Origin of the sequence: Streptomyces sp. NBC_00631 (assembly GCF_045206895.1) — a bacterium.
Lineage (GTDB): Bacteria > Actinomycetota > Actinomycetes > Streptomycetales > Streptomycetaceae > Streptomyces.
In genome coordinates this window covers 5887210-5903603 of sequence record NZ_CP107734.1, presented here as the reverse complement: position 1 = coordinate 5903603, position 16394 = coordinate 5887210, and the positions used below count along the sequence as shown (strand labels likewise).

7 protein-coding genes are annotated in these 16394 nt (G+C 69.6%); 3 read left to right on the top strand and 4 right to left on the bottom strand.

Annotation, left to right across the window (positions count from 1 at the left end; all coding sequences use genetic code 11):
- Positions 1 to 270: 270 nt before the first annotated feature.
- A complete protein-coding gene (locus tag OHB00_RS27075) occupies positions 271 to 3081 on the bottom strand; it encodes an AAA family ATPase (protein ID WP_406445999.1) in 2811 nt (936 codons plus the stop codon).
- A gap of 31 nt (positions 3082 to 3112) precedes the next feature.
- Between OHB00_RS27075 and OHB00_RS27070 the strand changes: the two genes are divergently transcribed.
- Positions 3113 to 5785 (top strand): LuxR C-terminal-related transcriptional regulator, encoded by a 2673-nt coding sequence (locus tag OHB00_RS27070; RefSeq protein ID WP_406438343.1) that lies wholly within the window; start codon positions 3113 to 3115, stop codon positions 5783 to 5785.
- Positions 5786 to 6094: 309 nt separating this feature from the next.
- Here the strand turns inward: OHB00_RS27070 and OHB00_RS27065 are convergent, their stop codons facing one another.
- The 3 genes from OHB00_RS27065 to OHB00_RS27055 form a co-directional block, all read right to left on the bottom strand.
- Entirely contained in the window at positions 6095 to 7294 is a 1200-nt protein-coding gene (locus tag OHB00_RS27065; RefSeq protein WP_406438342.1) for a HupE/UreJ family protein, read from the bottom strand.
- A 137-nt stretch (positions 7295 to 7431) separates the two neighbouring features.
- A complete protein-coding gene (locus tag OHB00_RS27060) occupies positions 7432 to 8433 on the bottom strand; it encodes a DUF3500 domain-containing protein (RefSeq protein WP_406438340.1) in 1002 nt (333 codons plus the stop codon).
- A gap of 1131 nt (positions 8434 to 9564) precedes the next feature.
- Complete coding sequence (locus tag OHB00_RS27055; RefSeq protein WP_406438338.1) at positions 9565 to 11226, bottom strand: carboxylesterase/lipase family protein; 1662 nt, start codon at positions 11224 to 11226, stop codon at positions 9565 to 9567.
- 790 nt (positions 11227 to 12016) lie between these two features.
- Here OHB00_RS27055 and OHB00_RS27050 point away from each other — a divergent pair.
- Together OHB00_RS27050 and OHB00_RS27045 are read left to right on the top strand one after the other, a co-directional pair.
- Positions 12017 to 12825 (top strand): IS5 family transposase gene (locus OHB00_RS27050; RefSeq protein ID WP_406438336.1). Its coding sequence is split into 2 segments (ribosomal slippage): positions 12017 to 12364 and positions 12367 to 12825, totalling 807 coding nucleotides; the frame shifts between segments, so codons are not numbered across the junction.
- A 431-nt stretch (positions 12826 to 13256) separates the two neighbouring features.
- Complete coding sequence (locus tag OHB00_RS27045) at positions 13257 to 15911, top strand: RICIN domain-containing protein (RefSeq protein ID WP_406438334.1); 2655 nt, start codon at positions 13257 to 13259, stop codon at positions 15909 to 15911.
- The last annotated feature ends 483 nt before the right edge of the window (positions 15912 to 16394 follow it).

Sequence of the window (16394 nt, the reverse complement as noted above, 5' to 3'; positions counted from 1 at the left end):
GGCTCCTGGGCGCATCGAGTCGGTGGGGTGTACGGGGGTGGCCGTCAGGTCGGCGAACATGACGCGCGGCCCGCGGTCCGCGCTACTTCACGGGTGCCCGCTTCGGAGTCGTGCTGTGCGTGTGGGGGTAGTACCTCCGTGCTGTGTGGGGGTAGTACCTCCGTGCTGTGTGCTGGAAGTCCTATGAGGTCGCTGGGGCGCCTCTGTGAGACATCTTGGTGGACTGGACCTTCTGGTCAGAGAGCACGGCCTGTTCCCGGGGGGAATCCCTCACGAACGCGGGAGGAGCGCGCCGAGGCGGCCCTCCATCACAGCCAGCGCCAGGTCCAGCCGTGACCGGCAGCCCGTCTTGGCGAACACCTGGGTGAGGTTGTTCTCGATGGTCTTCTCGCTCACCCCGAGTTCTTTCGCGATCTGCCGGTTGGTCAGGCCCCGTCCGACCAGGATGGCGATGCGCCCTTCGAGTCCGGACAGGGCGGCGGGGCTGTGACGGTCGGTGTCGTCGCGGGGTGGAGTCATGCCGGACGCCCGCATCGACTCCGCGATCGTCGTCCGATGGAGGCCATCGCCGACACTCCGGGCGATCTCGTGGGCCTCTTGGTACCAGGGACGCGGGTCGTCGGCCAGGAGCGCGACGGTCATGCACGCCCGCAGCAACTCGCTCCGGCCGCCGCGCTCGCGCAGGACATCCACCGCCTTGTACGCGCTGACGACGTCGTGCTCGGCGAAGGCGCGGGTGATGAGCGCTGCCGCTCGTAGCCCGGGCCCTCCCAGTCGGGCGTACCACTGTTCGGTCTGGTCTCGCAGGCGAGGCAGCAGTTCCCGTCGACCGTCCTGCCCCCACTCGGCGAACGCGAGCCGGACGAGCAGCCAGCCGATGCCCACCACGCTCCCCTCACCGGCCTGTTCCGCCGGCCTTGCGCAGTGGGCCCAGCCCAGTTGTCGGGCCCGTTCCCAGTCCCCGGTCCGGTAGGCGAGGCCCATGGAGGCCCAGGACCGCAACGCGGGGAACGGGCAGTCCTCGTCCGTCAGCTCCAACCATGCGGCGCTCCGCTCGAAGTCGCCCAGGGTCGAGTGCACCTCGGCGGCGATCAGGCGGACGGCGTGGTGGACGGCGATGTGGGGCGGGCCCGCCAGTTCGAGTGCCCGGGCCCCGGACGGGATGCCGGCCCAGTTCCCGTCCCGATAGTCGCGCATGATGCGGGCGTGGGCCGCCAGCGGGCCGGTGACCGGTTCGCCGTAGCCCGCCGTGCCGAGCACCCGCCGAAAGAGTGCCACCGGGGCGAAGCAGTCGCCGTCGTCATTGGTCGCGTTGGCAGGAGCCGTATCGCCATGGGCCGCGTCAGCGCTGGTTACCTCGGTGTCGGGCGGCAAGGCCCCGGAGCGGCCGTCGAGGCGGAGGCAGGTGAAGGCAGATACGACCTCGCCCACCCGGAGCGGTTCCCGGCCGGTGAACCAGTGGGCGGCGAACTCCAGCGCACCGGTGACCGTCGGGTCGTCGGCCAGGGCCTCGCGCACCGGGACCGGCACCGGACAGCCGGTGTGGACGGCGGCCAGTGCCGCGTAAGCCGCGAACTCTGTGCGCCGGGGGTGGCCACCGTCGGCGCGTGCTGCTTCTGCCGGGGAGCCGACGCGCACTCCCTCGGCCACTGCCTCGGCGAGGCCCTCGTAGTCACCCGTCCGCACCAGCAGCGGCAACAGGGTGGCCAGGATGCGGGAGTACGCGGTGCCACCGGGCTCGCAGTGGCGCAAGGCGGCCCGGTACCGGCGTGCGGCCCGGATGGGGCAGGTCCCGAGGGCCAGGGCGGCCTCGCGCTCCAGGAGCGGCACGACGGAGGGGATGGGCGGCAGCGCGGAGCCTGCGAGCACGATGTGGTCGAGCGCCACAGTCGGGTCCGGTGACGATGTGCGGTCGCCGCACAGGACGTGTTCGGCGAGGGCGCGATGCGCCTGGGCCGCCTCGTCCCGATACGTGCCGGGCAGCACGGCGGGGACCAGCGCGGGGCAGGAGACACGCAGCACGCCGTAGTCGTCACACACCAGGGCTCCGGCGGCGACGAGCCGGTCGACGGTGCGGCCGCAGGCTGCGAGATCGCGGCCGACGGCCACCGCGAAGTCAGACAGGTCATCCAGGGCGAAGCGGCCGGCCGAGGCGGTCAGCGCGAGCAACTGCCTGCCGGTGGCGCCGCACTCCGCGACCCGCCGCACCAGGGCATGGTCGTCGGGCAGCGCCGGCCCGGTCGCCGGATCGCTCAGACACAGATGGCCCTGGAACCGTACGAGACGGCCTTCGCGCCGCAGTGCCTCGAAGGTGTCCAGCACGGTGCCCGGGTTTCCGGCCAGTGGTCCCAGGGCGGCGCGCAGCGCATGTACCACGGCCTCGTCCACCGGCTCGCGGGCGACGGCGGCCACCAACTCGTCGATTCGATCGTCCGGCAGGGGGCCCAGGTCGATGACGCGATCCGCGAACGTGCGCGGTGAGGCCGAAGCGGTCGGCAGGGCGGCCCAGCCGTCCTCGTGGTACGTCGCCACGACCGTGCAGCCGACGCGATGGGCAGCGGCCACGACGAGCGCGGGGTCGGGGGCGGCGTGCAGGTCGTCGATCAGTACGGCGCCGGGCGCGCTCTCGGCGAGATGCGTGAAAAGCCGTACCAGTTCGGCGAAGAGGGCGGATCGCGCGCGGGCCGAGCCGTAGCTTTCCGGTAGGCAGAGCCGGTTCACAGCGGCCACCGCATCGGCCGACGGCGAATTCCCGATGTCGGGGAAAGAACCGCGGAACCCTTTCACCACCGCACGTGCGCCGAACAGATCCCAGCGCGGAATGGCGGCAGAGCAGTGAATCCGTACGATTCCGGGGCCGCGTGTGCGCCAGGTTCGGTGGACTTCCCGCAGCAGGGTTGTTTTCCCCATGCCGGGCTGTCCACGGACGATGAACAGCAGCGGACGGCCGTATGCCTCTTCGACGGCCGACAGCTCGGTCTCCCTGCCGGACACGGGTCGACCCCCTCTCTGTGCCACAGCTCCCGTTCTCCCCGCTGTCGTATCGGCTCCCCTCGCTGGACAGACGCGGCCGGTTAACATCTGGTTGACCCCTGTCACCCTGCGAGGATCCATGCATGCAGCGCATAGCGTCCCGCCCTACGCACGTGTCGCGGTCGACACGCTCGAAGCGATCCGCGCGCCCGGCTCCCCGAGACTCGTCGTGCTGAGCAGTCCCACCGGCATGGAACTCGGGGCCGTTCTCGGTGAATTGGCGGCACACGACAGGGGATACGGGGCGGAGGCACTCGGCACAGCTCCACAAACGGTGCGGATTTCCTTCGCCGATTCTTCACCAAAATTTCAACTTTCCGACTGGCTGGTCCCGCGCGCTGTCGCCGACGGAAAGCAGGGAACGGTGCTGGTGTTCGAACATCTCCAGCACCTCCCCCCGGACGAACTGGCCTCGCTGGAAGGCGCGATCCGGCAGTTGGGCGGGACTGACACACGCTGTGTGTGCACCGTGACGCTGCCCCTGCCCTGGGCGTCCCGCGCCGCGTTCGCCGCCGTGTTCACTCGGCTGCGGCAGGACGGGCTGGTCCACCACGTGAACCTGCGCCCCCTCTCGCCGCGCCGGCTCGGGGACATGATCGCCGCCGAGATCGAGGCCCGGGCCGAACCGGCCCTGGTCTCCTGGCTGTGGCGCCTCACCCGCGGCTGGCCCGCCGCGGCCCGCGCGGTACTGCGGACCGCCCGGGAACAGGACCTCGTCAGGGTGGTCGACCGGCACGCCCATCTCGTCGGCGGCGACTCCTGCACGCTTCCGTTCGCCATCGACGAACTGGTGCTGCCCGTCCGCGAGACGGACGGCCCGGCCTGGGAGGTTGCGAAGGCGGTGGCCGTCCTTGGCCCGTTGGGCGAGGCCGTGCCAAGACTGACGGCCGAGGCCGTCGCCGTCACCGAAGAGGAGGCCCGTGTTCTGCTCGCACGGCTGGAGGAAGCAGGCGTCCTGCGCTACCGCCGGTCGGACTGCGCCTGGGAGTACCGACTGCCACTGGCCGGGGCCGCGGTCACGGCCTCGCTGGGCCCCTACGAGCGGCGGAACCTGGCCCGGATCGCCGTGTCCGCGCTGTGGCAGGGCACCGCCCGCTGCGCCGATCCCTCCTACCTCCCCGAGCAACTCGCGGCAGCAGGGAAACTGGTGGACCCTGAGCGGGCGAGAACCGAACTGCTCGCCGCGGTAGAGCGGTTGGACCACCACAACGACGACGACGCGTACGACGACCCTCGCGGCGCCCGGTGGCTGCGGGTGGTCGCCGAGCTGACCTCCGACCCGGTGGAGCGGCCCCGTCTCCTGCTGGAGCACGCGAAGATCTGCCTGGCGCAGGGCAAGCCCGAAGAGGGCCTGGGCTCCCTGCGGCTCCTGCAGCGGGCCCACCGCGAACACCTGCGTCCGGACCAACTGCTCGACGTCTGCTTCGCCCACCTGACCGCTCTGTACCGGGCGGGTGAACTCTCCAAGCTGGAAGAGATCGCGGCTTACGGCTCGCTCCAGCACCCCGGCCCGGACGGGCCGCTGGAACGAGCCGTCACACGCGGGTGTGCCCTGCTGCTGCTCGGCCGTTGGCATGAGGTCCGTGACCTGCTGGGGGCGGTCCGGCGACGCGACATGAGCGGACTGGTCGAGTGGAAGGCCGACTTCCTCATCGCGACGGCGGAGTTGTGGCTGGGTACCACGGAAGGGGTGGAGCGCAGCCGGGCGACCCTTCCCGCTCGTCATCGCGCCGGCGAGGCGACGGCCGCCGAGGTGCACTGCCGGGTCGGCGAGCTGCTGACGCTGGGCGAGATCCGTCAGGCTGAACAACTGCTCGCCGACACCGGGAGAAACCTGCGGCAGTTGGGCCTGCCCAGCCGGATGCTCATCGCCCTCCACCGGGGGCGTCTGCGGGAAGCGATGGACCTGGCTCGCAGAAGCGCCGTCACCGGCGTGCGCACCTGCGACGCCGTCCAGAGCGAGATGTACCACCACGCGGCGGTCCTGCTGGTGAGCGGCGGCAGGCTCACCCGCGCCGGCGAACTTCTCGGACTGGCCCGCGCCAGGCAGCCCATGCTGCCCCACCTGCTCGCTTCCGCCCAGGCTCTGTGCGAACTGGTGTACGGAGAAGTCGAACGGGCGGAGGACCTGCTACGAGCGGCCGTACACCGCGCCGAGTCGGACGGCGTCGTGGCGGGGACCGACCTGTTGTGGCTGCGGGTGGCCGACGTCGCGATGCACGCCGGGCGGCCCGAGGTCCTGAAGGAGTGCCTGGCGAAGGTCGAGGGAGTCGCCCGCAGGCTGGGCACCGAGCGGTCCGAGATGGCCCGGCTCGTCCTGTACGCGGCCGTACACGTCGACCACGGCGCGGCACGGGCCGCGAGGCGGCTGGCCCAGCAGCGGCAGCAGCCTCTGGAGGAGAGCGCCGTGCTGTATCAGCTGATCCGCTACGGCATGGGTGAACCGGCGATACTGCGGGACACCTACGCCCTGCTCGGCGAACTCGACGCTCTGATGCCCCGGTTCTGGCTGCGCCTCCTGATGCGCACGCACGGAGTGGCCGTGCCGGGCCGACAGGCCACCGCGGAGGAGAACGAACGGCTGCTCGCCGTGCTCGTCTCCGAGGGACTGACGAACAAGCAGATCGCCAAGGTCCTCCGGACCAGCGAGAAGAGCGTCGAGGGACGGCTGTCGCGGCTGTTCGCCCGCACGGGGCACGGCTCACGCGTCGAACTCGCCATGGCGATGCTCGCCGGTCGACTCCACTTGTGAGCCCACGGAAACCACACGTCGAAGAGCACCAGGGGCTCGTTCGCCCCCTCAGCGGCTCACGTCAACAGCACCACAGCAGATCCCTGCACCGGTCGGGCGTCCCAAGAACCACCACAAGAAGCGATGTCCTATCTGCACGCCATGGGCACGATGCCTTGCCGGGCCGTGCCCGCGCGGGACGCGTGCGGCCCTGGTCGGGCGGGGACACTGCACGGCTGAGCCCCGGGCACAGGCGTGGTCGCGGCGGCGATGTCGTCCATCGGTGCGGCTTGATCCGATGATCGAGTACCTGCCGTCGGACGCTGTCCCTCAGGTCTTGGCTGTGCGTAGGTCGGGTACGGACCAGCTGGCTGCTGCTACGGCCGCGAGGGCGCCGGCGACGAGGAACGGATGGGCGATGAGCGCGTCGGAGACGTGGTTGAGCGGGTTGTTCGGGAGCAGGGTGGTGCGTTCGGCGAGCCATGCCGCGGCCAGCACGATGCCGATCGCCGCGACGGTGAGGCGAGCCACCGGGTAGATCCGGGTACGGCTGAGGACCAGCAGCGACGGCATGAGCAGGGCGACGACCATGAGTTGGGTCAGCTCGATGCCGAGGTTGAAGCCGAGCAGGGTCACGACCAGGGATCCGCGGCCCAGGTCGAGACCGTTGAGCAGTGCGGCGAAGGCGAGGCCGTGCATCAGCCCGAATCCGGCGGCGATCCATGTCTCGCCGCCGGGGACGAGCGGCCGGACGGCATGGATGCCGGACACCAGGATGGACAGGGCGATCAGGCTCTCCACCACGCGCGTGGGAGCGCTGATGTAGCCGAGGGCGGCCAGGGCGAGAGTGATGGAATGCCCGACTGCGAACGCGGTGACGACGTGCACGACGCGCCAGGAGTTTCGGCGCAGGTCGTCGGCGCGGACCCATCGACCGCGTCGGGCGAGGAGCGGTGCGGGGAGGAGGAGCATGAGCAGGAACAGCAGGTGGTCGGCGCCCGAGGCGATGTGCCGGATGCCCAGACGTACGGCGGCGGCGAAGCCGTGCTCGGTGGAGGCGCCTGCGGCAGGTACCGCGATGGTGTGCGACTGCCAGTCGAGCACACCCAGGGTGGTGTAGCTGCCGGATGCGCCCGGGCGCAGTGAGACGAGGATCTGGTGGGACAGCAGGTGGTGGACGATCGCGTCGTAGGTGAGCCGGAAGTCGTGGACCGTGCCGCTCGGCGGACGCAGCACCAGATCGAAGACCAGGTGGTCGACACCGTCGATCTTCTCGACACGGCCGCCGCTGACGGCGGTGGTCCAGCGTGTGCCGTCGGGGTCGGCCGCGGAGGTGTGGCTGAGCACGTAGCGACGCAGTTCTTCGAGCTTGGCCGGTTGGACGACGGTCTTCGCGGTGAGGGGCTGGTCGAGGGCGAGGGCGAGCCGGTCGATGGGCAGTTCCACCTTGCCGGTCACCCGGTCCGGTGCCGCGTCGAGCAGGATCGCGGTGGTGCTGAGGGGGTGGGCGTCGGCGCGGGTCGGGGCCATGACCGTTACCGTGGCCGTCAGGGCCGCGAGACAGGCGAGCAGTGTTCCGACACGGGCCGCCCACCTGCCGAGCGGGTCGTGCCGGAGGCGCTGCCTCGTGCGGGGCGCCGCTCGGAGAGGTGTGATGGCGTGCATGGTCACTTCGGCTTGCTGCTGCCGTAGTCGTTGGTCTTGTCCCGGTACACCGAGTGGTAGTGGATGTTGGGCGTGCTCTGGCTGCGGGTGTTGATGAACTCGATCCACACGCTGGGGCCGTCGATGCGGATGTAGCTGTTCTCGTCGGTCGGGCCGGTGTTGTTGGACCAGCCGATACGCGTCTTGTCCAACTCGGACTCGTACTTGGCCAGCAGCTTGTCGGCGGCCGTGCGGTTGAGGTCGCCGACGTACGTCTCGATCGCCGCGGTGACCAGCTTCTTCTGAGCGGCGGTCAGCTGCGACCCCAGCAGCCCCTCGGAGGTGGGGAAGGTTCCTGAGTCCTTGCCGGGGCCCATGACCAGGTCGTCGAACGTCCCGGAGGTGATCTCCGCGGTCTTCTTCTGCGCGGCGGTGAGCCCCGCCAGCATGGCGAACATGGCCGTCGACTCGGCCTTGACCGGCTCGACCGTGGTGCCGCCGACCTTGAACGACGTCGGCTCGGAGCCCACGAACTGCGGGGTCTCGCTGACCTTGTCGCCGTTGTAGGTGAGGTTGCGGGCCAGGTGGTGCCCGCCGAACTGGACCATGAACGGCTGCGTCGTCGACGGTGTCCCGTACACGGCGAAGTAGTAGTCCTTCAGGCTGCCGAAACCGTCCGCGCCCTGACCCCCGAGGCTGTTCAGATCGTTGTCGGCCTTCCGGATGTCGGCGTCCTCCTGCGCACCGCTGGGGCTCAGCGCCACCTGGAGAACCGCGTCGGCGGCCTTCTGCTGCGCGGTGGTGAGTGCGGACATCTCGATGCCTTCGCGGGGCACCGTGGTCGCGGGGAAGTTCGACCAGGTCTGCCGCTCCTTGTTGTCCGAGAAGTCGTACTCGACCTTGTCCCGCTCGGTGTCGTCCAGCGTGGCCAGGAACGCCTTCACCGCCGTGACGACCGCCGCGGTGTTGGCGCCGCCGGGGCTGGCTCCGTCGGTGTTGAGGTTGACCTCCGTGACCTGCTGCATACCAGTGCCCCCTGGGCCCCCCTGGCCGCCACTCTGCTGCGTCGAAGGACTCGACGACGACGTCGTGGAATCACTGGAGCCGCAGCCGCTGACGACGAGAGCCGCCGACAGGACAGCGCCGGTTGTGAGGGCAAGGTTTTTGCGCATGGTCGGAGAAATCTCCTCTGGTCGGGAGGGGAAAGACGCATTGGGGCTTGCCTGTCTATCACGCCGAAATCAGGATCCGCGCTCTCCAACCCCTCTGAATTTCCTATGATGTGGGCCTCTGGGGCGGATGAGTGATCTTGTTTTTCCGTGTTTCCGACCGAACGGTCGATTCTGCTGTGGTGGGTCATGCGCTCAGAGCGCTCGAAGGATCTCCACGAGTCGCGTGGCCGCGGTCTGGGCCGGGCTCATCGCATTGCTTGAGGCGACTGCCATGCATGTGCCCGTTCCGGTAGGAGGTCCGAGGCGCTGGTGGCGTCGGCAGGCATGGTGACAGTGCTGGGACGTCGGTGCTGATGTGTTCGCTGCCCTGGACGGTTATCCTCGCGAACCGGACCCCCATGAGATGCGGAGCTCGGTCGCCGGCCGCCTGTAATTCAGAAAAGTGGCATCGCGCCCTCGCTTGTTGCGGTCGGCGGTTGCGAGGTCCGCGGTGGCTCCGGCGTTCGCCGCTTGCTTTCACCGAGTCGTTCATCAAAGAACCACCGCACGACGTATTTCACGAGTATGCCGATCGGCCGGTCCGCTGCCCGGGCGGTCGATCCGGGGGACGTCGAAAATGCCGTCCGTCGTGGAGGCGTCATCGGCACCGAGCCACCATCCGCGCGGCGTGGGTACGTCCCGTTGGGTGTCCACGAGGCGGGTGCCGCGGCCGGAAGCCGGTGCCGTCGGAGCTCCACCGCCCGTACGGCGTTGCTCACGGCTCGTGTCACAGCCGTGTCGACGGGGGCGAGCAGAGCGTTCCCTGCCCGCCCGGCCTCAGGTATCCGGTCGAGTGACAGGACGTGGGGATCGGAGAACGTCTGGCCCGTCACGATCACACGAGGACCCGGCTCCACCGCACATGTCCGCCAGGGAACCAGCCCTACAGGACGAGTGCTGTCGCGGGTACGGCCGCTGGTGGGAAGGCCGTACCCGCGACGGGGATCACCACGCTGGTTGGCTGGGGAAGTAGTCCCTGACGTAGAAGTCCAACCGGTCCCCGGTGGCGTCGGCGATGGGGCCCCAGCCGTCGCCGAGTTCCATGGTTGTGTAGGTGCGCGGACGGGCGGGCGCCCAGTGGGTCAGGCCTTTGCCGTTGGGGTCGCCGTGGGTGGCGAAGTTGACCACGTAGGCGGAGAGGGTGTCGGCGATCTCCTGGTCGGTGTCGGTCCACCCGCTGCCGCTGGAGTAGAGGTTGTCGAAGACGTACTGGATCTCCGAGCCGTGGAAGGCGCCCCGGTCCTGTCCGGGCGGGGCATGCGTCCAGAAGTAGGTGAAGACCGGGCTCTTGGCCTTGCTCTGCCACTCCGTGGCCCACAGTGTGGTGGAGATCCGGGAGCTGTCCCGGGCGGAGGCGTTGGTCTGCTCCCATGCCTCGGTGTCGCTGCTCGCCGGGTAGAGCGCGAGGAACTGCGACTCCAGTGAGCCGTACTTGGTCTTGGCCATCGCCTCGTATGCGGCCAGTGTGGTGTCCGCGGTGGGGGTGGCGCCGCTCTCGTCCTTGTTGTTGCCGGTGATGATCGGGACGTCGTTGTGGCGGCCGAGGGCGAGCGCCTCCTGGTAGCTGCGGGGCTGCACATAGCCGTCCAGCACCGGGCGGAACAGCGGGGGGTTGCCGTTCATCGGCGCGGACACCGTGGTGTCGTTGGCGTTCTCGCCCGCTATCACCTTCGTGTAGTCCAGGGCGCGGGCCTCGGCGACGGTGCTGACGCCGAGCGCCGTGAGGTAGGCGGTGCCCTGCGTCTCGGCCCCGGAGAGGGTCGGGCGGTAGGAGGTGGCCAGTCCGGCGGTCTCGGGGTCGCGCGGGTAGCGTGCCCCGCTCTCCGCGATGGCTCCGTGGAACAGTCCCCTGCCCAGCGGGGAGTACACCAGCTCCAGGACGGAGGCGGAGCCGGCGGACTGTCCGGCGATGGTCACCTGGTCCGGGTTGCCGCCGAAGGCGTGGATGTTGCGCCGCACCCACTTCAGCGCCGCGATCTGGTCCAGCAGCCCGTAGTTCCCGGAGGAGCCGTGCGGGTCCTCAGCGGTCAGTTCGGGGGTGGACAGGAAACCGAGGGCACCCTCGCGGTAGTTGAGGGTGACCACGACCAGGCCCTTGGCGGCCAGGCCCGCTCCGTCGAAGGTGGGGTCCGCTCCGGAGCCCATGGAGAAACGGCCGCCGTAGATCCAGACGAGGACCGGGCGGCGCTCGTGCGAGGAGGTCGCCGCGGTCCACACGTTGAGGTTGAGGCAGTCCTCGCTCTGCGCCGGGGTGGTCGAGGAACCTCCGGGTCCCATCGACGGCTGCGGGGGGATGTCACCGAAGGCGTCGGCCTTGCGCACGCCCGACCAGGACGCGGCGGGCTGCGGCGGCCGCCAGCGGTTCTCTCCGGCGGTGGAGGCCGCGTAGGGGATGCCCAGGTAGGCGGTGACACCGGAGAGCTTGGCGGCGGTCCCGGCGAGCAGACCGGTGTCGACCCGTACGGGCCCGGGCAGCGGTCCGGCCTTGCTCGACGTGGTGGACGACGACGCGGAGGTGGCGGCGAAGGCCGGGTTCGCGCCGCCGGCCAGGGCGCCCACCCCCGCGGCGGCGGCCAGCGTGCCGCCGAGGAATCCGCGCCGGCTCACCGGTCCCCCGCGGGGGCGCTGTGTTTTCTCCGAGGTCAAGGCATCCTCCAGGTAGTGGGATCACCGGTCGGAGTGAACGGGGCGCAGGGGCCTCGACTTCCGGACCACTTCTCTCCGGGTAACTCGGACCGAGTGAATGGACTGGTCGGTCGTAACGCTTTCCTGGACGGTAGTATCGGTCGGCGATTTTGAGCAAGCGGAATGCATTGGACATATGCAATTCTCAGGCCATCGATAACAAGTTCACAGGATGACGTTCGATGGCCGATAATCGACCGTACGGCCGTCGCGTCCGGGTCAGGCATATTCCGATGGGTGCATCCTGCGGAGGTGCGCAGCATGCAAGCTTAGGTTTCCGGAATGGAGCGGTAGGCGCTCTGGTGATTGTGCCGCCGCGGGCAGAGGCTGCGATGTGACCTCGCGGGAAGTCCGCACGATTCCGCAACCAGATGGAGCGGCGCCCTACGGCCAGGCCGTCTGTGCGTCAGATGCTGCAAAGACGGGTCCGCGCGTACCCCCGGCACTGTGATTCACAGTCGGCGCACAAGGAATCAGCGGAGCTGATTGACCGACACTGTGATCCCTTACGGATATCGGCTCGATAAGCAGTCACTGTTTGACACCAGTCGATCCGGTCCGGTTTAGTGACGGCCGTTCCCCATTCGGCGCATCGTGCACATCCTGGTCACGGCGGAGAGTGAGGAGAATTTCTCGTTCGATAGCCCGCGTTCTGGCGATGCGCCATATAGACGTCATTTCAGTTGGTGTGATCTTGCGGCAGTCTGGGGTGATGACTGCCGCGCTTGTCGAACGGTTGGCGCCGGAAGACCTGTGGGAGCTGTTCCAGCGGGTGGTCCCGCCGGCTCCGGAACGCCCGCAGGGCAGAGGGCATCGTCGGCGAGGGGACCGTGAGGTGCTGGCCGCGATCATCTTCGTGGCCACCTCGGGCTGCACCTGGAACCAACTACCGCCGGGCTTCGGGCTGTCGGGCGTGACCGCCTTCCGCCGGTTCACCGAATGGAGCCAGGCCCGGGTGTGGGCCAAGCTCCACCGCCTGGTCCTGGACGAACTCGGTTCCCGCGGGGAGCTGGACTGGTCGCGGTGCGCCATCGACCTCGTCAGCGTCCGGGCCCTCAAAGGGGGCAGCTGACAGGACCGAATCCGACCGACCGCGGCAAGAAGGGATCGAAAATCCACCTCATCGTGGACCGCCGTGGTCTGCCCCTGTCGATCGGCATCTCCGCGGCGAACCTCCACGACAGCCAGGCCCTGATCCCGCTGGTCCGCGGCATCCCGCCCATCCGTTCACGCCGCGGCCCCCGACGCCGCAGGCCCGGCAAGCCGCACGGGGACAAGGGCTACGACTACCAGCACCTGCGGCGTTGGCTATCCTCCCGCGGCATCCGGCACCGCCTCGCCCGCAAGGGCATCGAGTCATCCCGGCACCTGGGCCGGCACCGCTGGGCCGTGGAACGGACCGTGTCCTGGCTGTCCGGCTGCCGACGCCTCCACCGCCGCTACGAAGGCAAGCCCGAACACTTCCTGGCCTTCACCGCCATCGCCGCGACCCTCATAAGCCACCGTCGGCTCACCAACTGAAATGACGTCTAAGGCACCCGGCCAAGAGGCATGCCAGTCGAGGAAGCTGTCGCGCGTCGGCGGTGCAGCCGACACTTGTTCTCCCTGCTGCGATGGCCGGAAACGGTCGACCGGTGGGCCTGGCTGATCACCGCCGCCCGCACACAGCTCCGACTCGCCCGCCCTCCCCTGGCCAAGGACCTGCACCACCCGTGGGAGAGCCGGCCGTCCCCGGCCGGCTCTCCCGGCCCGGGTCCGCCGGACGTTTCGGAACCTCCGCCAGCACATGCCCTGTCCCGCCGAAGCATCCCCGACAGCGTCAGACAGTGAAAGGTTTCCGGCTCGCGGCAACCTTTGCGGTGCCTGTGACCACAAGGAGTCGGATCCGGCCAGTCCCGGTGGCCGCGATCCGCTTTTCCTCCGTGATCGGTATGCAAGGAGAGCACCTCCCCATGAACAACCCCACGCACGGCGGGCGCCGCGGGCGTCACCGCCGTCGCTGGACTGTCACCGCTGTGCTGCTCGGCGCGCCCCTCGCCGTCGTGCCGTACCTCCTGTTCGTGCAGGAGGACTCGCAGGCCGCGACGGTCGACGGCAGTGCCTACTACGAGTTGGTTTCCGTGCGCAGCGGCAAGGTGCTGGACGTCAACGGCTTCTCCACCGCCGACGGCACCCGGATCCAGCAGTGGACCGACCAGCACACCGCCAACCAGCAGTGGAAGCTGAAGCCCGCCGGGGACGGCTACTACGAGCTGGTGAACCGCAACAGCGGCAAGGTGCTGGGCGTAGCCGGCGCATCGACCGCCCAGGCGGCCGCCGCCGAGCAGCAGACCGACAGCTCCGCCACCTCCCAGGAGTGGCGGATCGACGATGTGAGCGGTTCCGACGCCGTCACCCTCACCTCCCGCAGGAGCGGCCAGGTCCTGGACGTCTCCGGAGGCTCCACGGCCGAGGGCGCGCCAATCATCCAGTATCCGGGCCACGGCGGCACCAACCAGCAGTGGAAGCTGGTGAAGATGGCCGAGAGCCAGGCGTCCGGGACCGGCAGCGCGCAGACCACGGCCGCGTCCGGACCGTATGTGTGGAAGAACGCCCAGGTGGTGGGCGGCGGTTACGTCACCGGGCTGGTGTTCAACCAGAAGGAGAAGGGTCTGCTGTACGCCCGCACCGACATGGGCGGCGCCTACCGCTGGGACACCGGGGCCGAGCAGTGGATCCCGCTGACCGACTGGCTCGGCGAGAAGGACTGGAACCTGCTGGGCATCGACTCGCTGGCCACCGATCCCGTCGACCCGGGCCGGCTCTACCTCGCGACGGGCACCTACACCAACGACTGGGCGGGCAACGGCGCGATCCTGCGCTCCACCGACCGGGGCCGTACCTTCCAGCGGACCGACCTGCCGTTCAAGCTGGGCGGCAACGAATCCGGCCGGGGGGCGGGCGAGCGGCTCGCGATCGACCCCGCCGACCACTCCACCCTGCTGCTGGGCACCCGCAAGAACGGCCTGTGGCGCAGCACCGACTACGGCGTGACATGGAGTCAGGTCTCCTCGTTCCCCGTCAAGGACGGGGCGGGCAGTGGCGCGGGCATCTCCTTCGTGACGTACGGCCCGGCCGGCAGCAAAACGGTCTACGTCGGCGTCAACGACACGTCCACACCCCTGTACCGCTCCACCGACGGCGGCAGCAGCTGGCAGGCTGTTGCCGGGCAGCCCACCGGCCAGATGCCGCAGCACGGTGTGGTCACCGCTGACGGGTCGCTGTACCTGTCCTACAGCAACAGCATCGGCCCCATGGACGCGACGGCGGGCTCGGTGTGGAAGTACACCCCGACCAGTGGCGCGTGGAGGAACATCTCCCCCTCGCAGGGCGGCTACGGGTTCTCCGGTCTGGCCGTCGACCCGCAGAAGCCGTCCACGGTGATGGTCACCACCCTCGACCGCTGGTGGCCCGAGGACGAGATCTACCGCACCACCGACGGCGGTACGACCTGGAAGGCGCTGGCGGACAAGTCGGCGCGGGACGCCTCCGGCGCGCCGTACGTCGGCGACCACACCGGGCACTGGATGACCGCGCTGGCCATCGACCCCTTCGACTCCGGGCACGCGCTGTACGGCACCGGCAACGGCATCTGGAGCAGCAAGGACGCCAATGCCTCCGACAGCGGTGGCACCAGTCATTGGGTCTCCGGGGCCCGCGGGCTGGAGGAGACCTCGCTGGCGGACGCGATCGCCCCGCCCGGCGGCGCCACCCTCATCACCTCCATGGGCGACCAAGGCGGTTTCCGGTACGGCGGCTCCCTGACCGAGGTACCCGCCGGGAGGCTGAAGAACCCGCTGATGAGCAGCAGCACCGACATCGACTTCGCCCAGTCCAACCCCTCGATGATGGTCCGCGTCGGCCGTGGCGGCGAACAGGACGGCGCCTACTCCACCGACGGCGGCAGCACCTGGAACGGCTTCAAGGCGGAGCCGGTCAGCAGCTCCCAGATGGGCCATGTCGCGCTTGCGGCGGACGGCTCCACCATCGTCTGGACCGAGGACGGTCAGGTCCCGTACCGCTCGACCGACAAGGGTTCGAGCTGGTCGAGGGTCAGCGGCCTGGGCACCGACGCCGAGGTCGTCGCCGACCGCTCCTCGGGCAACACCTTCTACTCCCTGTCCGGCGGCACCCTCTACGCCAGCACCGACGGCGGCGCGACCTTCACCGCCCGGGCCGGCAACCTGCCCTCCGGCCGGCTCAAGGCCGTCCCCGGCATCGCCGGGGACCTGTGGATCGCCGGCGGTGACAGGGGGATGCTGCACTCCACCGACGGCGGCCGCACCTTCACCACACTCGCCACGGTGAAGTCCGCCTCCGCCCTCGGCTTCGGCAAGGCCGCACCGGGCGCCAACTACCAGGCCCTGTACCTGATCGGCACCGTCAAGGACGTCACCGGAGTCTTCCGCTCCACCGACAAGGGCGCCACCTGGCTCCGCATCAACGACGACGCCCACCAGTGGGGCGCCATCGGAAGCGTCGGCGTCATCACCGGCGACCCCGACACCTTCGGGCGCGTCTACATCGGCACCAACGGACGCGGTCTGCAGTACGGCGACCCGTCCTGACCCCGACACCCGAGCGGGGCCGCAGGCACAACAGCCTGCGGCCCCGAGTATCCGCAGCGGCGTCGTAGTGCGTCGCCCCGGACCCACAGTGAAAGTCCACGAAAGAAGCTGTCCCAGCCGCCGTGCGGCTGGGACAGCTCAACCCGGTCAGACACCGGACCTCATGGCACCGCACATCACACTCGCCATGCTCGCCCCGGCCTTCCTGGCCGTCTTGCCGCCGGCGCCGACCAGGACCGGCCCACCGGCCACTCCACCCCAGCTGCACCAACACACCTGTCCCAGTGAGGCTGCTGCACTGGTCCAACCGGCGCAGACAACACCAGGCCACAGCCCGGCGCTGCCACTACCAACGACGATCCGCCGACGAACTCGCCAGACAGATCATGAAACCGCACCGGAGTACTGGGGAGGAGCGTCGGCAGGGCCGGAGTCGCTGAGTCTGTCCGTCGCCTGTAAGGCGGCCAGGAGTTGCCGGGCCGC

Bases quoted from the DNA above. Each gene is read 5' to 3' on its own strand.
- OHB00_RS27065 (WP_406438342.1), bottom strand. From the start codon at position 7,294: ATGGCCCCGACCCGCGCCGACGCCCACCCCCTCAGCACCACCGCGATC.
- OHB00_RS27075 (WP_406445999.1), bottom strand. From the start codon at position 3,081: ATGTTAACCGGCCGCGTCTGTCCAGCGAGGGGAGCCGATACGACAGCG.
- OHB00_RS27045 (WP_406438334.1), top strand. From the start codon at position 13,257: ATGAACAACCCCACGCACGGCGGGCGCCGCGGGCGTCACCGCCGTCGC.
- OHB00_RS27060 (WP_406438340.1), bottom strand. From the start codon at position 8,433: ATGCAGCAGGTCACGGAGGTCAACCTCAACACCGACGGAGCCAGCCCC.
- OHB00_RS27070 (WP_406438343.1), top strand. From the start codon at position 3,113: ATGCATGCAGCGCATAGCGTCCCGCCCTACGCACGTGTCGCGGTCGAC.